Here is a 22,080-nt window from a genome sequence, read left to right as displayed (position 1 = left end):
GGCTAGATCGCCGTGCCGCCGCGGTGGGTTACAAGTCGGGAATTCAGCCGCCCAGCGTCACGCCGCCGTCGACCACGAACGTCGTGCCGGTGGTGTAGCCGCCCGCCGCCGAAGCCAGGAACACGACCGCCGCCGCCAGCTCCTCCGGATCGCCCACCCGGCCCATCGGCAGCTTCGAGATGTGCGCTTCGAGGTAGCCCTCGGGGTACTGGTCGGTCATCTCGGAGGCGAAGTAGCCGGGCGCGATCGCGTTGACCCGGATGCCCTTGCGGCCGGTCCACTGCTGCGCCAGGTCGCGGGTCAGGCCGATCACGCCCGCCTTCGACGCGGAGTACGCCGCCTGCGGCAGCCCGCCGGAGACCAGGCCGAGCACGCTGGAGACGTTGATGATCGACCCGCCGCCGGTCATCACGGCCGCGGCCGCCTGCGCCATCCAGTAGGTGCCGTTGAGGTTGACGTCCATGACACCGAGGAACTGCTCCGGCGTCTCCCGGGACGCGGGCACCGCCGACGCCACGCCGGCGTTGTTCACCAGCACGTGCACCGGGCCGAACTCGGCCGCGGCCCGGGCCACCTCACGGCAGTCGTCCGGCTGCGCCACGTCGGCCTGCACGACCAGCGCGCGCCGACCGGCGCTCTCCACCAGCCGCGCGGTGTCCTTGAGCCGGTCCACCCGCCGGGCGGCGAGCACCACGTCCGCGCCTGCCTCGGCGAGGCCCTTGGCGAACGCCACGCCCAGACCCGAGGACGCGCCGGTGACGATCGCGACCTGCCCGTCCAGCCGGAACTTGTCCAGGATTCCCATTCAGCTCAACCTCTCCAGGATGATCGCCATGCCCTGACCGCCGCCGACGCACATCGTCTCCAGCCCGAACCGCGCGTCGCGCGAGCGCATCCCGTTGATCAGGGTGGTCATGATGCGGGCGCCGGTGGAGCCGAACGGGTGGCCCAGCGCGATCGCGCCGCCGTGCACGTTCAGCTTGTCCATGTCGATGCCGAGCGCGCGCTGGCTGCCCAGCACCTGCACCGCGAACGCCTCGTTGATCTCGACCAGGTCGATGTCGTCGATGGTCAGGTTCGCGTGCGCGAGCGCCTGCCTGGTGGCGTCGACCGGGCCGAGGCCCATGATCTCCGGCGAGAGGCCGGACACGCCGGTGGACACGATCCGCGCCAACGGGGTCAGCCCGAGTTCCTTGGCGCGCACGTCGCTCATGACGACGACGGCCGCCGCGCCGTCGTTGAGGGGGCAGCAGTTGCCGGGCGTCACGGTCCCCTGCGGGCGGAACGACGGGTTGAGCGCCGACACGGCGTCGTAGGTGACGCCCTTGCGCGGCCCGTCGTCGGCGGAGACGACCGTTCCGTCCGGGAGCGTCACCGGGGTGATCTCGCGGTCGAAGAAGCCGTCCGCGATGGCCTTCTCGGCCAGGTTGTGCGAGCGGACGCCGAACTCGTCCTGGTCGCGGCGGCTGATGCCGAGCGTCGTCGCGACGTTCTCGGCGGTCTGGCCCATCGCGATGTAGTAGTCCGGCAGCACGCCGTCCTCGCGCGGGTCGTGCCACGGCTCGTTGGTCTCGGCGGTGCGCTGCGTGCGTGCGCGTGCCTCGTCGAACAGCGGGTTGAAGTGCGGGTCGCCGTGGCGGTAGCGCGAGACGCACTCGACGCCCGCGCTGATGAACGCGTGCCCCTCGCCCGCCTTGATCGCGTGGAACGCCATCCGCGCGGTCTGCACCGAGGAGGCGCAGAACCGGTTGACCGTGGTGCCGGGCAGGGTGTCCAGGCCGAGTTGCACGGCGATGCGGCGGGCCACGTTCTGGCCGTGCTCGTCCTGCGGTTCGGCGCAACCCAGGTGCAGGTCGGTGATCTCCCCGCGGTCCAGCTCGGGGACCTGGTCCAGCGCGGCGGCGACGACCTGCGCGGCCAGGTCGTCCGGGCGCAGGTCGACCAGCGACCCCTTGCGCGCCCGGCCGATCGGGGAACGCGAGGTGGCGACGATGACGGCCTCGGGCATGGCGGTGCTCCTTACCTGTCCTAGAGGCCGAGGTCGCGGCCGATGAGTTCCTTCATGATCTCGTTGGAGCCGGCCCAGATCCGGGTCACGCGGGCGTCCATCCAGGCTCGCGCCACGCGGTACTCGGTCATGTAGCCGTAGCCGCCGTGCAGCTGCACGCACGCGTCGATCACGTCGTTCTGCACGTCCGCGCTCCAGTACTTCGCCTTCGCCGCGTCCACGGCGGTCAGCTCGCGCCGCGTGTGCGCGTCGGTGCACTGGTCCAGGAACGCCTGCGTCACGTCGATCTTGGTGACCAGCTCGGCGAGGGTGAACTTGTTGTGCTGGAACGAGCCGATCGCCTGGCCGAACGCCTTGCGCTCCTTGGCGTACTCGATGGTCTCCAGCAGGATCTGCTTGGCGTGGGCCAGGTTGGAGATCGCGCCGCCGAGGCGTTCCTGCGGGAGGCGTTCCATCATGTAGATGAAGCCCTGGTCGACCTCGCCGATGACGTTCTCGGACGGGACGCGCACGTGGTCGAAGAACAGCTCGGCGGTGTCGGACTCGGGCTGGCCGACCTTGTCCAGCTTGCGGCCGCGCTCGAAGCCCTTCATGCCGGTCTCGACCGCGAACAGGGTGATGCCCCTGGCCTTCTTCTCCGGGCTGGTGCGGGCGGCGACCACGATCATGTCGGCGGAGAAGCCGTTGGTGATGAACGTCTTCGAGCCGTTGAGGATCCAGTCGTCGCCGTCGCGGACCGCGTTGCTCTTGAGCGCCGCGAGGTCGGAGCCGCCGGAGGGCTCGGTCATGCCGATGCCGGTCGTCATCTCGCCCGAGCAGAACCGGGGCAGCCAGCGCTGCTTCTGCTCCTCGGTGCACAGGTCGACCAGGTAGGGGGCGACGACGTCGCCGTGGATGCCCAGGCAGGAGGACATGCCGGCGCTGACCTTGGACAGCTCCTCGCCGAGCACGGCGTTGAACCGGTAGTCGTTCGCGCCGCTGCCGCCGTGCTCCTCGGGGACCTCCAGGCCGAGCAGGCCCTGCTTGCCGGCTTCCAGCCACACGTCGCGGTCGATGTGGCGCTGCTCGACGAACCGCTCGTAGTTCGGGCGGAGGGTGCGGTCGCAGAACGCCCGCGCGGTCTCGCGGAACGCTTCGTGGTCGGGTTCGAACAGCGTGCGGCGCACTCTCGGGTCCTCCATACTAAGCGGTTGCTTAGGTCTAAGCGTGTGCTTAGCCTGAGGTATCGTTCGGGCTCGTGTCAAGGAGGGCGGATGTGAGAACCACCCGTGGGGAGTTCGCGCTCCTGGATGAGACGTGGTCCGAGGTCACGCCCCCGGCCGCCCGTCGGATGCTGATCGCCGCCGCCGCCGCGTTCTCGGTGCGCGGCTACCACGCGACCACCACCCGTGACATCGCGGCGCAGGCCGGCATGTCGCCCGCCGCGGTCTACATCCACTACCGGTCCAAAGAGGAACTGCTGTTCCAGATCTCGCGCATCGGGCACGCGACCTCCCTGTCGGTGCTGACGGGTGTGTCCGAGGTGGACCCGACGCGGCGGTTGGCGGCGGCGGTGCGGGCGTTCGCGTCGTGGCACGCCGAGTACCACACGACCGCGCGGGTCGTGCAGTACGAGCTGAGCGCGCTGACGCCCGAGCACCTGGCCGACGTGGTGGAGCTGCGCAGGCGGATCGAGGCCGCGGTGCGCGGGATGGTCGAGGCCGGTGTCGCGGCGGGCGCGTTCGACGTGCCGGACGTGCGCGGGGCGGCCCTGGCGGTGCTGTCGCTGTGCATCGACGTGGCCCGCTGGTACCAGCCGGGAGGTCGCCGCACGCCCGCGGAGATCGGCGACCTCTACGCCGACCTGGTGCTGCGCATGGTCGGCGCCGGCCACGGCTGACCGTCCTGACCGCCCCGCCCGGCGGTCAGCCCAGGTCGTCGAGGTCCCGGCCCGAGAACCACTCCTCCACTCCCTCGGCGCGGTCGTCGAACGACGTGGTCATCAGCTGGATGCGCTCGGTGACCGCGTCGCCGTGCCGGCGCAGCAGCGCCGCGACGAGCGGGTCGCGACCGCCGATCCACTGCAACTCGTCCAGCTGACCGATGGTCATCCGGGCCAGCACGGACCAGTCGCGCTCGGCGACGAACTCCTGGGTGCGGTTGGCCGCGGACGCCGCCGCCAGCGTGTAGAACGCCTCGCTCGGCGAGGTCGGCACCTTCGCCGCCAGCTTGTCGAGCGACAGCTCGAGCTGCTCCCTGGTCCACTCCTGGGAGGGCAGGCACGTCATGCCCCAGGAGACCTGCGCCGCGAACACGCGGTTGGTCTCCACCGGCGGCTCGACCTTCGGAATCTCACTGGTGGCACCCACCCGGCGCACCGCCGCGGCGGCCCACCCGACCCGGACCCAGTGCTCGGCCTCGTCCCGGACCGGGAACCGCTTGACCGCCGTGCCGATCACCCGCGCCAAGGCGGAGGCGATGTCGGCGTGCTCGTAGCCGTGGCGTTGCAGCCACAGCACCAGGCGGGGCGCCGCGTTGAGGTCGAGGCGGTGCACGAGTCGGTCGGGGTCCGCGTCCTCGACGACCTCGACGATCGGGTCGGTCATGTGCTCGGCGTCACAGGCCACCAACATGGTCAGCAGCCCTGGCAGGGCCCTGAGGTCGGTTGGGAGCATGTGCTTGAGCCGGGCGGCGATCCGCTCGGTGTCGACGCGTTCGGCGGCCCGCCGTGCCCAGTCCTCGTCCCACAAGCGCAGCATCCGCAGCACCTCGGTCACGAACCGCGGTCCGCGCAACGAGGGCATCGACTTCAGCCGGAGGTCGAATGCCTTCTCCATCCAGGCGGTCTGCGGCGTGCCGTACCTCAGGCCGACCGCGTGCAGGTGCCGGGCCACGGTCCACTGCTGGGTGGGGTTCTGCAGGTTCTGGACCTCGTTGGTGAACCACCGCCAGGTGCGCTGCTCGCGCAGCGCGGAGGCCAGCAACCACTTGCCCATGCCCTCGCTCGCCTGCTCGGCGGCTTCCATGAGGTTGGCCACGCCGAGGTAGTCCTCGCTCAGCCCGTACCGCATCCGGTCGGTGAGCACGTTGCGCTCGCCCCCGCCGCGGTAGGACCCGGTCTTCAAGGCGAGCATGTCGACCACGCCGGCCGTGAAATCCGGGTCGAGCCGCATCATCAGCCGGATCGACTCGGCCAGCTCGCTGGGCGTCATGACCGCCTTCACCTGGGCGATGAACTTGCTCTTGCCGCCGGCGTCCCGCGCCGACTTGAACACGGCGCTGGAAGTCTCGTCCGAGACGGCCGCCGCCACGGTCCGGCTGACCTCCAGGACGTGGTTGAGCGCCGAGTTGATCGAGCCGCGCAGCGTCACCCCGTCCTCGCGGTACTTCCTGAGGTAGTCCTGCGCCGCCGTGGGGTACAGGATCCGCCCCAAGCGGTGGAAGAAGGTCCTGGCGTCGGTCGAGCCCGCCTTGAACATCCCCTCCACGATCCGGGTGTCGGGCACCTCGGCCCGCAGGCTGTCGAGGAATTCGTGGGCCACCTCCGGGTCCTCGGCGATGATCAAGGCCAGCTGCGGTCCCCACGGCCGGAGGGTGGTGCGGATGGAGTTGGCCACCGACTTGACCGCGGCGTCGAGCACGCGCTCGGCGAACGTGGTGCGCGCCTGCCACATGCCCTTGATCAGGTGGCTGATCACCGACGGCCGCACGTCGTGCTCGACCTGGTGGAGGAACCACTGCTCGCCGAGCTGCTCGGCCAGCTCGTGCGCGAAGCCCGTGGCGGGGTTGCCCTTCCAGTCGTCGAGCTGGTACGCGGCGGCCAGCAGCATCCCCGCGCCCTTGTTGTCCCCGGTCTCCTCGATCACGGCCGCCAGTTCCCGCGCCAGCGTCGTGCGCGGCGTGGCGCTGCCGTACCCGTTCCGGTTGGCGCCGCCCTGGTAGAGCACGTCGAACGCCAGCTTGGCGTGGCGGTTGGTGAGCGTCTGGAGCAGCAGCGCCGCCTCCATCGCCAGCGCGTTCTTGCTGATGAGCGTGCACAGGCCGGCGCTGAGGTGTTGCACGGAGTTGAGCAGCCTGATGCAGAACGCGGGTTCCGCCGCGTGTAGGTCGGCGATGGCGTAGCGCAACTCCTGCACGTCGGTGTGATGCAGCGAGCTCGCGATGTCCTGGCTGTGCTCGCGCAGCCAGGCGTCCCAGTCCTGGATGGGCTCCAGCCCGAGCTTGAGCGTCAGCCAGGCCAGGATGAGCGGCAGGCCGCGGCGGGCGGGCACGCGGTGGTCGAGGAGCTTGCGCACGGACGGCTCCTCGGCGGTGAAGTCCACGGTGATCTCCGCCCGCCGACCCGCTCTCTTCACCAACCGGTCGACCCGGAGCGCGGTGCCGTAGTCCTGGACGACGTTCGGGTTGAGACCTTGCAGCACGGCCAGCCCGCGCTCGGCCACCAGGCTGTCGAACCCCGGGTAGTCGAACCGCAGCAACGCGTCCAGCAGCCGGTGCGCGCCCCGCCCGCGCCGCTCCTCCACGGAGTCGAACAACCGGCCCAGCTCCGTGATCAGGCCTTCGAGGCTGTCGCTCAGCTCCGCCTCCACGTCCGTGCGGACGCGCCACAGCGCGCGGAGCACGAGCTGCATGTCGCCGACGCTGGTCCCGGGCAGCTCACCGCACCGGTTGGCCAGCTTCACCGCCAGCTTGTGGTACAGGGTGCTCGGCAGCATCCGGTCGCCGACCAGCACCAACTCGGCCATCGCCGACACCGACACCTGCTCCAGCCACGTGCCGAAGTTCTCCTTGAACCTGTTCTCCTCCATCAGCTTGCGGCACGCCGTCTCGTCAGCGTGGCGGCAGCACCTGAGGAACGTGACGACGTGGTGGGGCTGCTGCCGCATCACGTGTTCGAGTTCCAGGCTCACCTCGTCGACGACCACGGCGCGGATCGCGTCGTCGTCGGGCCGATCGCGGCCGCCACGCCGGTCCAGGTCGTAGGCGAGGATGTCCCGGCACAGGTCGGGGCTCGCCAACCGCCACCCCTTGCGCCGGGTGGAGCGCACCGCGCCCACAGCGCTCAGCACGTCCTCCCGCTTGTCCAGCGGCCACAGGTTGTCGGGCGGCACCTCGTTGTTCAACAGGGACACCGCGGCGAGCTTGCGCAGCGCATCGCGCTCGTTCTTGCCGAGGTCCCCGATCGTGGTGTCGAGGTCGTTTACCGCCGGGCGGCCCGGACCGGCCTGCGCCGCGGTGCGCATGGCGTTGGTCAGCCTGCGCAGGTCGCGGTGGTACTTGCGGACGAGGTCGGCGAGGTGCGGTCGGGCGCCACCCAGGAGCTCCTTGTTCTGGTCGATCAGCTGCTGGGCGAACTTCAACGTGCGGGGTTGCCCCACGACCGCGTGCGTCACCGAGGTCTCGTCGGTCCGCCAGGTCGCCGCGCGGTTCTCGTACTGCAGCGCCGCGACCACCCCGATGGTCAGGCGTCGGCTCACGTCGCGCAACAGGTTGTCCACGTCGGCGTCCTGCGTGTCGCCCACCGGGATGATGTTCTCCAGCACCAGCATTCGGCGCTCCGCGTCGCCGCCGAGCAAAGCGGTCCGCGCGACCTGCAGGACGAGGTCCTCGTCGGGCAGCCTGCCGCTGGTCGGCGACACCGCGACGACCTTCCAGCCCTTGGCGCGCAACGATTTCGCCACCATCCGGATGATGGTGGACTTGCCGGTGCTGGTGGGGCCGCCGAGCATGACGGTGGCGTTCGGCCGGGTCTTGAAGATCGACTCGATGTGGTCGACCTGCTCGATCCTGGTATCCGGGACGGCCTGGTTGAGGTCTTCCGCGTCGAGGTCCACCAGGGTGAAGCGCAGGCGTTCGAGCACCTTGACGCGGCGCTTGGCGGCCCAGTCGGCCCACTGCTGCCCCCACAGCACGCCCGCCGCTGCCTCCAGGCTGCGATCCCCGGTCGGGAACACCGCAGGTTCGTCCTGCCCGGCGTGCCACAGCTGCCAGCCGCCCGCCGTCGGCACGAGCAGGTCCCGCCCGAGGTCGGTCGCCACCTCGCGATGGCGCTTCACCTCCTCGTCCGGCAGCGGCGCGAACGCGTCGTCGACCAGCGCGCCGGCGGCGACCGGCTCGACGCGGGACCCGCTCCACGGCAGGAGATCCGCCAACGCGCCCAGCGCGACGGGGAGCGCGAGCCGCTCGTCGTCCAGGTCCGCGCCGAACGGGTCGCCCGTCAGGGTCAGCCGCACGCCGACCTCCGCGCTGTGCCCGAGCAGCTCCTGCAGGTCGGCCACCGCGGCCCGGGCCGCCTCGACCGCTGCGGCCGTCTTCGCCCCGAACCCGGGCGCGGTGGCCTTCGGCTCGCCGGTGACCGCGAGGTCCACGCCCAAGGACAGCAGCTGCCCCGAAGCCGACTCGGTGACGCCCACCGGTAGGCACGTCCCGGTGGTCGAGCGGTCGGCGCTCCACTGCGTGAACAGTTGCTCCACCAGCTCGGAGGCTTGTCCGACCACCGATAACGAGGTCTGGTCGATCGGGCTCTCCGGCGTCGTCGCGACGTCGAGCAGGCCATCGCCCAGCCTCCGGCCGTCCGGCAGCTCCGCCAGCCAGCCCGGCGGGAGCAGACCCTCGACGGAGTGCTCGGCCACCCAGCCCACCAGCCGGGAGGTCGAGGCCACCAGCAGGTCGTCGTCGTTCGCGGCGATCGCCCGGCGCACCGCCGCCAGCGTCATCACCAGCGTGTTCCGCTCGACACCGCGCTCGTCAGCCTTCATCGGCACCTCCGGGGGCGCGGTCGAGGGTGAGGTGGGCCAGGCCCTCGGACGCGGCGAGCAGCGCCGTGCCGTCGTCCAGGAACCCGACCCCGGTCAGTTCGGTGGGCAGCGCGAGCTCCATCACCCGTGCCGCCTTGTCGCTCAAGTCGTGCACGACCAGGCTCGGCCGCCTGCCACCCTCCGCGACGAGCAGCCAGCGGTCGCTGACCGCGATCCGGGCCGGGTGGCCGATCGCCAGCCGGGCCACCTGCTCGTGCGTGGACAGCCGGTGCACGGTCAGCGAGCCGCCCGCGCCCACCACCGCCACGGTGTCGCCACCGGGCGAGGTGGCCAGCTGGGTGATCCCCTCGTCACCCCGGTGCAACACACCGGTCACCGTCTGGCGGGCGTGGTCGCGCACGAGCACGTCCCCGCTGCGGGTGCCGATCACCAGCGCGGGCCGATCGGGCGTGCCGACCGTGACGCGGTCCAATTTCAACGTCACGGGAGCCCAGGCCCGCCGCTTCTCCCCGGAGTCGACGTCGAGGTACGACAGGCTCGCCCGGTGGGTGAACGCGACGGTGGTCGCGTCGGCGAAGGCCATCGACTCGATGGCACCCTCCTTGACCGGCGGCAGCTCGTACCCGTCGGCGGCGAGGACGGTGACCCGCCCGCCGCGCCGTGCCACCACGGCCAGCGGTTCCTCCGCCGGGGCCACCGCGAGCGCGCTCACCAGGTGCTCGCCCTCGTTCACCGCGACCCGCACCGCGCCCCCGTGCGGGGACAACGACCACAGCGTGGCGGAGCCGTCGTCGTGGCCGGTGACCGCGGTGCGGTGGCGCACCGCGAGGTGGACGATCGCGCCGAGCTTCGGCTCCGGGTCCACATCGGTCCTGATCGCCCAGTCGACCCGGGCGAGCGGCCTGCCCACCTCCACCCGCTTGACCTTCAGCTCGCGCCACCCGACCAGCAGGGCCAGCAGCACGCGCTTGGCCTCGGCGGTCATGGCGTTGGCGTGCAGCGAGTGCCAGACCTCCAGCAGGGCCTTCGTTTCCTCGCTCTGCTTGTCGACACGCTGCCTCGCGGCGCTCTCCCTGCCCGGGTCGCCCGCGATCGGCGCCGGACGGGCGTTGACGAGCAGTTCCTGGTCGGCCAGCACCGTCCCCAGGGTGTCGGTATCCAACGACGCCCGCTGCACCAGCACGCGCACCAGGTCCGAGTGCACCGCCGACCACTGCCTCCGCCCGCCCTCCGCGGGCACGACGGCGAGCAGCAGGTCCGTCACGTCCTTCACCGACCCCTTCAGCGAGGGCGGCGGCACTCGCAGGCGCCACAACCTCCTGTCGTCGACGACCTTGCGGTCCAGCAGCGACCCGGCGGCCGCCGCCACCGCTTCGATTTCCGCCGGCGTGTGCCGGTACACGCCCGACACGGCGGCCAGGTCGATCCACACCGGCTCGGGCAACCATTCGCCGCCGTACAGCCGCAGCGGCGGGAAGAGGGCCGAGACCTCCGGGACGGCGTCCTGCACCACCTGCCGGAACAGGCCGAAGACCAGCTCGCCGACCCGCTCCTGCCACTCCGCCCTCGATTCGCTCAACCACCGCCGGTGGGTCTGCACGCTGAGCAGGTCGTTGGCGATCAACACGGCGATGCGGAAGTTCGAGGCGCACATCGGCGCGGCCCAACGGGCCAAGCTCCGCACCACGTCCTCGTGGTTGGCGAGGGGGGCGTTCACCGTCCTCGTGGCCCTGAACACCAGGTAGTCCGCCAACTCCTGGGCGCCGGCCGGGTGCTTGAGGTCGAGGTCGACCACTCGGACCCGGGCCGGCTCGACCGGCCGGCGGGCGCTCATGATCAACCGGACCACGCCGGTCGCGACGAGTGGCGCGATGAGCGCTGTGGCCAGCACGTCGGGCTGCTCGCAGCGGTCGATGTCGTCCAGCACGATCCCGATCGGCCCGCGACGCCCGGCGAGCGCGTCGACCAGCTGGGCGGGGGTGCCCGCCTCGACGTCGAGCTGTTCCGCCAGGCGGGTCGCGATGTCCTCGACCGACCACGTCTCCTGGATCCGCAACGCGGCCCGCACGGCGCCGGGCGGGGGCAGGTGGCCGTGGCGGGCGATGGGCGGCATCGCGCTGCCCGGCATCCCGGCCAGCACCAGCCTGCCCAGCAGGGCCGACTTGCCCGAGCCCATCCCACCGACCACGAGGTGCGGCGCCGGGCGGACCTCCTCGGGGTCGAGCACCGCGACCAGGTCGACCAGGACGTCACCGCGCCCGGTGAAGAACCACCCGGGAAGGTCCGCGGAGGGCACACCGCGCGCTACCGCGCTCCACCCGTGCCACTCGCCGGTCAGCCAGTCCGGCGGCTGCTGCGGCATGTGGGACGGGTTGGGCAGCACCTGCCCGGCGCTCGCCCTGGACGTGGACAGCGCGGTGGCCCGCTGCTCGTCCGGTAACGACTGGTTGATCCGGCCGCACAGCTCCTTCACCGGCAGGTTCTCCCGGTTGCGGCCCCCGGTCGAGACCGCCTGGCGGAACGCCCGCACGAAGCTCATCTGACCGGCGAGCTGGCTGCCGTACGACGACGACACGATCCACAGCCGCAGGCTCCCCGCGACGCTCTCCCACTCGTTGTGGACCTGGTCCATCGCATCGACGGCACCCCCTTCGCCCATGCACGAGTCGAGCACCAGCATGACTTCGCCGACGATCCCCGCTTTCTTGAGGAACGGCCGGATCAGGTCGCCCGACCGCAACAATCCGCTGTGCGTGTCCGGGTCGTACTCGCGACCGGTGAGGAACCACTCGGTCGGCGACTCCTCCGGCTGGTAGCCGTGGCCGGTGACGTAGATGAACACCAACGGCGGCTCCCGGAGCTCGCCGCCGACCTGCTCCTGCTCCGCCACCCGCTGGCGGACCCACTCGTACAGGGCGTCCTTGAGGTCGTGCGGGTCGATGTCGGGCTGGTCGGCCAGGTGCGGCGCACCGTCCTGGAAGCCGAGGAACGTCAGCAGCTCCCGCATCTCCCGTAGTTCTTGGGGCACCAGCGGGAGGTTGTGCTTGCTGTCGTTGTAGGTGCCGACCCCGGCCAGGAAGAAGACGCGGTCAGGCGATGGCATCCGCGATCGCCTGACTGGTGTGGACCGCGGCGAGGTAGCGCACCGCCAGGTGGGCCTTCATCCGGGAGTTGTGGACCTGCTTGTCCACGACGTCCGCGCCGTAGAACGGCTTGAGCTCCTTGACCATCGCCACGGCGTCCTCGGTGGCCGCGACGTTGACCCACCGCCGCACGTTCGGCAGCCGGTTGGCCTCGGCGTCGGCCGAGGTGCCGAGCCGCTCGCGCACGGCGCGCAACCCCAGCGGTGAACCGACCGTGACCAGCGTGTCGACCTCGATGCCCGGCTCGTCCCGCAGCACGTCGTAGGCGATCACGCTGCCCAGCGAGTGCGCGACCACCACCGACGGGCCGGTCTTGAGCGCGTTCAGGACCTCGGCACGGGCACCCAGGTGCAGCTCGACATCGGCGAAGTAGCGGCCGACCTGCTTGACGAACCGGCGGATCGCGAGGTGGCCGAGCCCGGCGAAGTAGTCCGTCGACTCCACCACCCGCAGCGCCCACTGCACCCCGCCGGGCAGGTACGCCTTCCTGCCGTCCGCCGGATCGACCGGATCGGCCAGCGGATCACCGGCCAGTTCGAGCAGGAACGACGTCTCGAACTTGTCGAGGTCCTTCGAGTCGGACGAGGTGCCCTTCCGCCCGGTGACCGCGGTGTAGAGGTGGCCGTAGTAGGCCGCCTCGAAGGTGAACACGTCGTGCTTGGGGCTGCGCTCGTTGTGCAGCCCGGCCGCGATGTGGCTGCGCCAGAGGTCGATCATCTTCGCCCGGCTCTCGAACTGCCAACCCACGCCGTGCACGCCGACCACATCTGTCACTACGAACTCCGATCAGGTGTCACCTCAATTATGGACACCTTCGGAGACTGAACACCCTCCGTTACCTCGCCCCACCCGGATGGTCTAACGCTGAAACTCCTGGACAGCGAGCAGGGCCTGCCGGAACGTCCGGCAGGCCCTGCTCGTCGGGTCGGACCTAGCGCACGGATTTCTTGCCGTAGAAACCCGCGACGAGACTGACGCCGATGGCGGCGATGATCACCTGCACGATGATCTCGATCCAGTCGATGCCGGGCGTGTCCTCCACGCCGAGAGCCCGGGCGACGAACGTGCCCAGGAACGCCGCCACGATGCCGACGATGAGCGTCAGCCAGATGGGGATGGCCTGCTTGCCCGGCGCCACGAGCTTGCCCAGCAAACCGATGATGAGACCCACGATCAGAGCGCTGATCACACCGCCGATGCCCACGATGCCTCCTGCGGGTTAGTCGCCTTCGAAGAAGTCCCCGATCCGTCGAGGGCCTCGCGCATCATCATCGCACCGATCACGCCGCCCGCAGCTCCAGCAACGACTCGGTTTGCCCTCGATTACCCCTCCGTGGCGACCGCCGCGGCGGCTCCCTAGTGGCCGAAACCGCGGGAAGATCGCCTGCCCGCGACCTGATCCATCCACTGGTGCAGCAGCGCCGCCCAGTCCGTGCGGATCACCTCATCGTGGGACATGGCGAAGTGGCCGAACGAGTCGCCGCCGGCCCGGAACATCCCGCCGCGGCGGTCCGCCTCCAGCACCACGTACAGCCGGTGCGGGTCGGTCACGAAGGTCAGCTCCAGCTGGCTGACCTTGGCCAGGAACTGCGCCGGCGGCAGGAACTCGATCTCCTGGTAGAACGGCAGCTGCTGCGGCACGCCGTGGATGCGCCCCGACTCGTTGTCGGCCCGCTGGAAGCGGAACCCGATCGCGCCGAACGCGTTGAGGACGTGCTCCTGGGAGCGGATCGGGTGCACGGCCACCGGGTCGAGGTCGCCGGGGTCGACCGCGCCGCGCACCTCCAGCTCCGTGCGCAGGCCCATCGTCATGCCGTGCAGGTGCTGGCCGTGCACGACGGTCAGCGGCGTCTCCAGCGGCACCGGGAACTGGAACGGCAGCACCAGGTTCTGCCCCGGCGCGACGGTGATCCGCTGACCGACCACGACCCGCGCGAACTCGACGTTGCGGTTGTGCTCGTTGTCACCGCTCTCCACCTCGACCCGGGTGACCAGCGAGAGCTTGACCTCGTCGATGTCGGCGGCGTGCTCGCCGCCCGCGATGCGCACCTCGCCGGTGATCAGCTCGCCCGGCCGGGTGTTCGGGTTGGTCAGCACGGTGTCCACCGACGGACCGCCGACCCCGAACGCGCGCAACATCCTCTTGAAAACCACGGTGGTGCCTCCTGGCCTGCTTCTCCGGTCACGCCCTTTGAACCGGGTTTGTCCCAAGGACGCCTCGACGTGTCCATCGGTTCCCTCTGGACGAACGCTAAGCCCGGGTGCCACTATGCGACCGCGGTCACATACTAAGCGGTCGCTCAGGAGGTTCACGTGCCCACGCTGCTCGTCGCCAACCGCGGGGAGATCGCCGTCCGGGTGCTGCGCGCCGCCGCCGACCTCGGCTGGCGGACCGTCGCCCTGGTCACCGACTCCGACGACGCGCACGGCCGGTTCGCCGACCGCGCGGTCCGGTTGCAAGGCTCCTACCTGGACGTGGACGCCGTGCTCGCGGCCGCGGACGGGTGCGACCTGGTGCACCCCGGCTACGGGTTCCTGGCGGAGAACGCCACGTTCGCCCGCCGCTGCGCCGAGGCCGGGTTGACCTTCGTCGGACCACCGCCGGAGGTGCTGGAACTGCTCGGCGACAAGAGCCGGGCCCGCGCCCTGGCCGCCGAGGTGGGCGTGCCGGTGCTCGCGGGCGCCGGGGACGGGTTCGAGGACTTCTTCCGCGCGCACGGCGCGGTGGTGGTCAAGGCCGTGGCCGGTGGCGGCGGCAAGGGCGTGCGGGTGGTGCGGCGGCTCGCCGACCTGGCCGCCGCGGTGCAGCGGTGCCGGGCGGAGGCGCTGGCCGCGTTCGGCGACGACACCGTGTTCGTGGAGGAGCTGCTCGAACCGGCCAGGCACGTCGAGGTGCAGCTGGTCGGCACCACGGTGCTCGGCGACCGGGACTGCTCGTTGCAGGTCCGGCACCAGAAGCTGGTCGAGGTCGCGCCCGCGCCCGACCTGTCCCCCGACCTGCGGTCCGCGCTGCACGAGGCGGCGGCCACGATCGCGCGGGCCGTCCGGTACACCGGCCTGGGCACGGTGGAGTTCCTGGTCGCGCCGGACGGCCGGTTCGCGTTCCTGGAGGCCAACCCGCGGCTCCAGGTCGAGCACACCGTCACCGAGCAGGTCACCGGGCTGGACCTGGTGCGCGCCCAACTGCTGCTGGCGGCCGAGGTCGAGCCGGACCTGACGCACACGCCACGCGGCAGCGCGCTGCAACTGCGAGTGAGCCTCACCTCGACGGGACGGTTGTCGGCGTTCGTCCCGCCGACCGGACCGGGCGTGCGGGTCGACACGCACGCGTCGGTCGGTTACCGGGCGGGCCTCGGCTTCGACCCGCTGCTGGCCAAGGTCGTGGTGCACGCCGACGACCTGGACACCGCGCTGCGCCGCGCCCGCCGTGCGCTGGACGAGTTCACTGTGGACGGTGCCAGGACGAACATCGGCTTCCTGCGCGGACTCTTGGACCACCCGGACGTCCTGAAGGCGCACACGGGTCTGGTGGACTCACTGCCGCGTGAGGACACCGGAGCGCGCGCTCCGGTGCAGGGAACGGTCGTGGCCATCGAGTCCGGCACCGTCGTCGTGGAAGCGATGAAGATGCAGCACGTCGTGCCGATCGGCGACGCGCGCGTGCTGGTCGAGGTCGGCGACACGGTCGCGGAGGGCGCGCTGCTCGCCGAGAACGTGGACGTCGCGGTCGAGGAGAAGGCCGTCGAGGTCGACCTGGACGACGTGCGCCCGGACCTCGCCGAAACGCTGGCGCGGCAGGACTTCTCCCGCCCCGGGGCGGAGGCGAAGCGGCACGCGGCCGGTCGGCGCACGGTCCGGGAGAACATCGCCGACCTGTGCGACGAGTTCGTGGAGTACGGCGGGCTGACCATCGCCGCGCAACGCCGCCGCCGGTCGTTGGACGAGCTGGTCGAGCGCACGCCGGCGGACGGGCTGGTCGCGGGCGTCGGCCGGGTGAACGGCCGGCAGGTCGTCGCGATGTCCTACGACTACACGGTCATGGCGGGCACGCAGGGCCTGCGCAACCACGCCAAGAAGGACCGGATGTTCGCCCTGGCCGAGCAGCGGCGGCTGCCGGTGGTGCTGTTCGCCGAGGGCGGCGGCGGCCGGCCGGGCGACACCGACCACGGCGGCGTCAGCGGGCTGGACTGCCTGGCGTTCCACCTGTTCGCCAAGCTCTCCGGGCTCGTGCCGCTGGTGGGCATCGCCTCCGGCCGCTGCTTCGCCGGCAACGCCGTGCTGCTGGGCACGTGCGACGTGGTCATCGCGACCCGGGACGCGACCATCGGCATGGGCGGCCCGGCGATGATCGAGGGCGGCGGGCTCGGCGTGTTCCGGCCGGAGGAGATCGGGCCGGTCGACGTGCAGGTGCCCAACGGCGTGATCGACGTGCTCGTGTCCGACGAGGCCGAGGCCGTCGCGGTGGCCAAGAAGTACCTGTCGTACTTCCAGGGCCCGGCCGATGGGACGCGCACCGACACGTGGGAGTGCGGCGACCAGCGGCTGCTGCGCCACCTCGTGCCGGAGAACCGGGTCCGCGCCTACGACGTGCGGTCGGTGGTGGAGACCCTCGCGGACACCGGTTCGGTGCTGGAGCTGCGCCCGGGGTTCGGCCGGGGCATCGTCACCGCGCTGGTCCGGGTCGAGGGCAGGCCGCTCGGCCTGATCGCGAACGACCCCGGCCACCTCGGTGGCGCGATCGACGCCGACTCGGCGGACAAGGCCGCGCGGTTCCTCCAGCTGTGCGACGCGTTCGACCTGCCGGTGGTGTCGCTGTGCGACACGCCGGGGTTCATGGTCGGGCCGGACGCCGAGCGCACCGCGACCGTGCGGCACCTGACCCGGATGCTCGTGACCGGCGCGAACCTCGACGTGCCGTTCGGGTTCGTCGCGCTGCGCAAGGCGTACGGGCTGGGCGCGCAGGCGATGGCGGCGGGCAGCCTGAAGGTGCCGCTGTTCGCGGTCTCGTGGCCCAGCGGCGAGTTCGGCCCGATGGGGCTGGAAGGCGCGGTGCGGCTCGGGTACCGGCGCGAGCTGGACGCCGTCGACGACCCCGGGCAGCGCAAGGAGATGTTCGAGGCGATGGTCTCCGCCGCCTACGAGCACGGCAAGGCCCTCAACGTCGCGTCGGCCTACGAGATCGACGACGTGATCGACCCGGCGGACACCCGGCGCTGGATCACCACCCTGCTGACCGCTCCGGACGGCGCGCCCGGCGCCGGCCGGACCGGCAAGAAACGCCCGTTCGTGGACACCTGGTGAAAGGGAACAAGCACATGGTCACGACCGCTCCCCCAGAGCGGCGCACGCTGCGCAAGCTCATGGCCGCCGGCCTCGTCGGCTCCAGCCTTGAGTGGTACGACTTCTTCATCTACGCGACCGCCGCGGCGCTGGTGTTCCCGAAGTTGTTCTTCCCCGAGGCGTCGCCACTGGTCGGGCTGCTGCTGTCGTTCAGCACGTTCTGGGCCGGGTTCGTCGCCCGACCCGTCGGCGGGCTGGTGTTCGGGCACGTCGGCGACAAGTTCGGCCGCAAGCCCGCGCTGGTGACCTGCCTGGCGCTGATGGCCGCGGCGACGTTCCTGATCGGCCTGCTGCCGACCAGCGCGACGCTGGGCGTGCTGGCGCCGGTGCTGCTGGTGCTGCTGCGCTTCCTCCAGGGCATCGCGGTGGGCGGGCAGTGGGGCGGCGTCGTGCTGCTGCTGACCGAGACCGCGGGGCCTCAGCGGCGTGGGTTCGCCGGGACGTTCGGTCAGGCGGGCGTGCCGCTGGGGGTGATCCTGGGCAACGTGGCGTTCCTGGTCGTGGGCGCGGTGGTGCCGGCCGCCGAGTTCGCCTCGTGGGGGTGGCGGGTGCCGTTCCTGGCGAGCGCGCTGCTGTTCCCCGTGGTGCTGTTCATCCAGCTGAAGGTGGAGGACAGCCCGGTGTTCCGGGAGATCAAGCAGCGTCGCGCGGAGGGTCCCGCCGTGCCGGCCGCGCCGTTGCGGGAGGTGCTGCGGACGCACCGCAGGCCGGTGCTGCTGGGTGCCGGGCTGATGTTCGCCTCCAACGCGGTCTTCTACGTGAGCATCGCGGGCGTGCTCGACTACGCGACCCGTGAGCTGGGGTTGGCGCGCAACTCCGTGCTGGTGGTGACGCTGCTGTCGTCGCTGGTCAGCGTGCCGGTGATCCTGCTGGCCGGGCGGTGGTCGGACCGGCACGGCAGGCGTCCGCTGATCGTGGCGGGCGCGGTCGCGATGATCGTGTGGGCGTTCCCGTACTTCTGGCTGATCGACACCGCGTCGCTGGGGCTGATCTTCGTCGCGCTGGCCGTGTCGGGTGTCGGGTCGAGCCTGGTCTACGGGCCGGTGGCGGCCTACCTGGCGGAGCTGTTCGAGCCGCAGGTGCGGTACTCGGGCGCGTCGCTGGCGTACCAGTTGGCGTCGATCCTGGTCAGCGGCGGCACCCCGGTCATCATGACGGCGTTGCTGGCGACCACCGGCACCTCGCTGTCGGTGTCGGCGTTCCTGCTGGTCATGGGCGTGGTGACGCTGGCGTCGGTGCTCGCCCTGCGGGAGACCCACCAACTGTGATTGAAACGAACGGTCGATTCTATTCCATCTGACCACGACTACTTTCGGATCGTGTGACCGGTGCACGATCCGAAGGGAGTTCGAGCATCATTCGACGACGCGGGAGTGAGAGCGGCAACGACTGCTGAACCCGAGGGGTGCGTTCAAGCGACCGCACCCCTCGGCTTCAGCTCGATGCGCATGCCAACCCTCTTGTGGAGCGGAACAGCTGTCGACTCGATGCCGTATACCGGCCGGCCGCTCCCGTCCACGGCTCGAACGACTTCGAAGCCGTCGTCGCCCTCGCTGAAGCCCAGCGCCTCGAAGTACGCGTCGAACCCCGGAGGGAGCGCGACTCGGTACCGCGCACGGACGACCGGGGTGCGGAAACTGAACGTGAAGTCGTCCGGACTGCGGTCGCGCATGAGCGGCACGCACATTCCCGGCCAGTGGCACTCGACCACAACACCGAACGAACTCCCTCGCGGCACCGCCGCGCGGAAGTGGACGATCAACACGAACTTCCCCTCGGCGTCCCACACCGACGTGGTCGTCATCTTCGGGCCGGGAACGTCGTCCGCCAGCAGCTTGCGCGCCACGACCGCGACCCTGCGCCGGTACTTGGCGGGTTGGGGCCATCCGCAGCCGTGCACCAAGCGCACCGCCCACAGGCCATCAACAAGCACCTGCGCTCGCATCGTGAGCCGTTTGCGGGTGTCGCCGTTGGGCTCGACGGTGTGGAAGTCGTCCCAGTCGAGTATCCGGTACTCCGGCGGGCCACTGTCGGACGCGAGCTTGGTGTAATGCGAGACGAGCCGCCGGTGGACTTCAAGGCGCCGCAGAGTCGCCCTGCGGTCGGCCAACAACACCAGGACGCCAGCGAGCAACACCAGCAGCGCCGCGACCAGGGCTCCGGCCTTGACCGCAGCATTGCCCAGCAACGCGCTGAGGAGCGCGGCGAAGGACAGGATACCCAGCACGGCCTTCACGATCGCGGGACTGCCCTCGTCCGCGAGGAGTTCGTCCAACCATGCGATGAACCGAGCGAGCATCCCGCCTCCTGGGAAGACCCGGCTACGTTCGAGCATCGAATGGTAACGGCACGTAGTCGCCGGTGAAGCGCACTTCGACGGGAAAACCCTGGATTGGTCCTCCTGGCGCAGCGGACGAGGCGGATCGCCAGCGGGGTCGGCGCACCTCCGGAGTGAACTGTCAAACGGGTGACGTGCGGAACGTTGTGGACTTGCCGTACGTTGCCGTGCCGTGACCACTCTCCTGGGACGGTTCAAGCAGCGGCTGCGTCGGTTCGCGCAGAAGCCCGGCTCCGCCGACCTCACGCCCTACCGGAAGCTGCTCGAAGAGGTCAACGAGCAGGCCGAACGCGTGGGGAAGCTCAGCGACGAGGAACTGACCGCCGCGGCGGCCGCACTGCGCGACAAGGCCGACTTCGGCCGCCCCGAGCTGGTGGAGGTGTGCGCGCTCGGCCGCGAGGCCGCCGACCGCGCGCTCGGCCTGCGCCCGTTCGACGTGCAGATCCTCGGCGCTCTCGGCCTCCTGGAGGGCCACGTGGTCGAGATGGCCACCGGTGAGGGCAAGACGCTCTCCGGCGCCATCGCCGCGGCCGGCTTCGCGCTGCGCGGCGACCAGGTGCACGTGGTCTCGGTCAACGACTACCTGGCCCAGCGCGACGCCGAGTGGATGGGCCCGCTCTACGAGCTCATGGGCGTGCGCGTCGGCTGGATCAACCAGAGCTCCAAGCCCGAGGAACGCCGCGCCGCCTACCAGGCGGAGGTCATGTACGCCTCGGTCTCCGAGATCGGCTTCGACGTGCTGCGCGACCGGCTGGCCACCGACGAGGGCGACCTCATCGTGCCCAAGCCGCGCGTCGCCCTGGTCGACGAGGCGGACTCGGTGCTGGTGGACGAGGCCCGCGTGCCGCTGGTGCTGGCGGGCTCCACGGCCGGTCCGGCGGTCGACCCGGCGCTGGCCGACCTGGTCAAGCGGCTGCGCCGCGACCTGCACTTCGAGATCGACGACGAAGAGCGCAACGTCTACCTGACCGGCGCGGGCAGCGAGCTGGTCGAGCGGTCGCTCGGCGGCATCGACCTGTACTCCGACGAGCACGTGTCCACCACGCTGAGCAAGGTCAACGTGGCCCTGCACGCGCAGGTCCTGCTGCACCGCGACGTGGACTACATCGTCCGCGACGGCAAGGTGCACCTGATCAACGACACCCGCGGCCGGATCGCGAAGCTCCAGCGCTGGCCCGACGGCCTGCAGGCGGCGGTCGAGGCCAAGGAGAACGTGGCGACCACCGACGCGGGCGAGGTGCTGGACTCGATCACCGTCCAGGCGCTGCTCAGCCGCTACCCCGCGGTGTGCGGCATGACCGGCACCGCGGTCGCCGTCGCCGAGCAGCTGCGCGACTTCTACCAGCTGGAAGTGCTGGTCATCCCGCCGAACGTGGAGACGATCCGGGAGGACGAGGCGTCCCGGCTCTACACCACGCTGGAGCAGAAGGAAGCCGCGATCGTCGCCGAGATCAAGGAGGTCCACGAGACGGGCCGCCCGATCCTGGTCGGCACGCTCGACGTGGCCGAGTCCGAGCGCCTGTCCCGCAAGCTCGCCGAGGCGGGCTTGACGTGCGTGGTGCTCAACGCGAAGAACGACGCCGAGGAAGCCTCGATCATCGCCGACGCCGGGTCGTTCGAGCGGGTCACCGTCTCCACCCAGATGGCGGGCCGCGGCACGGACATCCGGCTCGGCGGGCACGAGTCGACCGACCGGGAGCGCATCGCCGAGCTCGGCGGCCTCTACGTGATCGGCACCGGGCGCCACTCCAGCAGCCGGCTGGACGACCAGCTGCGCGGTCGCGCGGGCCGGCAGGGCGACCCCGGCGGCTCGGTGTTCTTCTCCTCCTTGCAGGACGACCTGGTCACGCAGTACGTGCCCGACCACGACGAGCCGGCCGAGGTGGACGACGACGGCCGGATCACCGACGCGGGCACGCTGCACACCGTGGAGCACGCGCAGCGCGTGGCCGAGGGCGTGCACCTGGAGATCCACCGCAACACCTGGCGGTACAACAAGCTGATCGAGCACCAGCGCCAGCTGCTGCTGGAGTACCGGGACAAGCTGCTGCGCACCGACCTGGCGTGGCAGGAGCTGTCCGAGCGCAAGCCGGACAAGGCGCACGAGATCAAGGAGCTGGACGAGGAGGTCAAGGTCGCCGCAGCCCGGCTGATCGCGCTGCACCACCTCGACCAGCGGTGGAGCGACCACCTGACGTTCCTGACCGACCTGCGGGAGGGCATCCACCTGCGGGCGCTGGCGCGGCAGAACCCGCTGGACGAGTTCCACCGGGAGGCCATCCCGGCCTACCACAAGATCATCCCGGACGCGTGGGACGAGGCGGAGGAGACCTTCGCCAAGGTGGAGATCGACGCCGACGGCGCGCACCTGGCCGAGGCGGGCGTGCAGCGCCCGAACACCACCTGGACCTACCTGGTCAACGACAACCCGTTCTCCTCCGGCCTGGAGGAGACCTTCAAGGGGCTGGTCAAGCTGGTCCGGCGCCGCTAGCGGCTGCCCGTGCGCGGGCTGGG

Annotated in this window: 13 protein-coding genes; 4 read left to right on the top strand and 9 right to left on the bottom strand. The window is 70.9% G+C overall.

All coding sequences use genetic code 11. The annotated features are described in order from the left end of the window. Positions 1 to 43: 43 nt before the first annotated feature. Genes ACYVLT_RS12355 through ACYVLT_RS12345 form a run of 3 tightly spaced genes read right to left on the bottom strand, consistent with a single transcriptional unit; the run spans position 44 to position 3,174 of the window. Positions 44 to 805: an SDR family NAD(P)-dependent oxidoreductase gene (locus ACYVLT_RS12355; RefSeq protein ID WP_461120278.1), complete on the bottom strand. Its 762-nt coding sequence runs from the start codon at positions 803 to 805 to the stop codon at positions 44 to 46. Continuing rightward, positions 806 to 2,008 carry an acetyl-CoA C-acetyltransferase gene (locus tag ACYVLT_RS12350; protein ID WP_461120277.1) on the bottom strand — a complete coding sequence of 401 codons (1,203 nt, stop codon included), beginning with the start codon at positions 2,006 to 2,008 and terminating at the stop codon, positions 806 to 808. Between the two features lie 20 nt (positions 2,009 to 2,028). After that, positions 2,029 to 3,174, bottom strand: a complete 1,146-nt coding sequence (locus ACYVLT_RS12345) for an acyl-CoA dehydrogenase family protein (protein ID WP_461120276.1) — start codon at positions 3,172 to 3,174, stop codon at positions 2,029 to 2,031. A gap of 164 nt (positions 3,175 to 3,338) precedes the next feature. On the opposite strand from ACYVLT_RS12345, the gene ACYVLT_RS12340 reads away from it, so the two are divergent. After that, a complete protein-coding gene (locus ACYVLT_RS12340) occupies positions 3,339 to 3,887 on the top strand; it encodes a TetR/AcrR family transcriptional regulator (protein ID WP_461120377.1) in 549 nt (182 codons plus the stop codon). Positions 3,888 to 3,912: 25 nt separating this feature from the next. On the opposite strand, the gene ACYVLT_RS12335 is transcribed toward ACYVLT_RS12340, so the two are convergent. The 5 genes from ACYVLT_RS12335 to ACYVLT_RS12315 form a co-directional block, all read right to left on the bottom strand. Next, positions 3,913 to 8,745, bottom strand: coding sequence for an ATP-binding protein (locus ACYVLT_RS12335; protein ID WP_461120275.1), 4,833 nt, complete (start codon positions 8,743 to 8,745; stop codon positions 3,913 to 3,915). Continuing rightward, positions 8,735 to 11,848 (bottom strand): hypothetical protein, encoded by a 3,114-nt coding sequence (locus ACYVLT_RS12330; protein ID WP_461120274.1) that lies wholly within the window; start codon positions 11,846 to 11,848, stop codon positions 8,735 to 8,737. Before ACYVLT_RS12330 ends, ACYVLT_RS12335 begins: the two co-directional genes overlap by 11 nt. Further along, a complete protein-coding gene (locus ACYVLT_RS12325) occupies positions 11,835 to 12,662 on the bottom strand; it encodes an alpha/beta fold hydrolase (protein WP_461120273.1) in 828 nt (275 codons plus the stop codon). Before ACYVLT_RS12325 ends, ACYVLT_RS12330 begins: the two co-directional genes overlap by 14 nt. Positions 12,663 to 12,819: 157 nt before the next feature. Next, positions 12,820 to 13,092, bottom strand: coding sequence for a GlsB/YeaQ/YmgE family stress response membrane protein (locus ACYVLT_RS12320; protein ID WP_461120272.1), 273 nt, complete (start codon positions 13,090 to 13,092; stop codon positions 12,820 to 12,822). Positions 13,093 to 13,244: 152 nt separating this feature from the next. Next, on the bottom strand, positions 13,245 to 14,042 hold the full coding sequence (locus ACYVLT_RS12315) for a sporulation protein (protein WP_360456606.1): 798 nt from the start codon (positions 14,040 to 14,042) through the stop codon (positions 13,245 to 13,247). A 159-nt stretch (positions 14,043 to 14,201) separates the two neighbouring features. Here ACYVLT_RS12315 and ACYVLT_RS12310 point away from each other — a divergent pair, with 159 nt between their 5' ends. Continuing rightward, on the top strand, positions 14,202 to 17,189 hold the full coding sequence (locus ACYVLT_RS12310) for an acetyl-CoA carboxylase family protein (protein ID WP_461120271.1): 2,988 nt from the start codon (positions 14,202 to 14,204) through the stop codon (positions 17,187 to 17,189). Then, positions 17,186 to 18,496 (top strand): MFS transporter, encoded by a 1,311-nt coding sequence (locus tag ACYVLT_RS12305; RefSeq protein ID WP_461120270.1) that lies wholly within the window; start codon positions 17,186 to 17,188, stop codon positions 18,494 to 18,496. The genes ACYVLT_RS12310 and ACYVLT_RS12305 overlap by 4 nt, the downstream gene beginning before the upstream one ends. 143 nt (positions 18,497 to 18,639) lie before the next feature. On the opposite strand, the gene ACYVLT_RS12300 is transcribed toward ACYVLT_RS12305, so the two are convergent. Continuing rightward, positions 18,640 to 19,527 (bottom strand): hypothetical protein, encoded by an 888-nt coding sequence (locus ACYVLT_RS12300; RefSeq protein WP_461120269.1) that lies wholly within the window; start codon positions 19,525 to 19,527, stop codon positions 18,640 to 18,642. 211 nt (positions 19,528 to 19,738) lie between these two features. Here ACYVLT_RS12300 and secA2 point away from each other — a divergent pair, with 211 nt between their 5' ends. Continuing rightward, positions 19,739 to 22,057: an accessory Sec system translocase SecA2 gene (gene secA2 / locus ACYVLT_RS12295; protein WP_461120268.1), complete on the top strand. Its 2,319-nt coding sequence runs from the start codon at positions 19,739 to 19,741 to the stop codon at positions 22,055 to 22,057. Positions 22,058 to 22,080 lie beyond the last annotated feature (23 nt).

The organism is Saccharothrix stipae, assembly GCF_054781895.1.
Note: the sequence above shows the minus strand (reverse complement) of the source record. Positions and strands in the feature narration are given on the sequence as shown.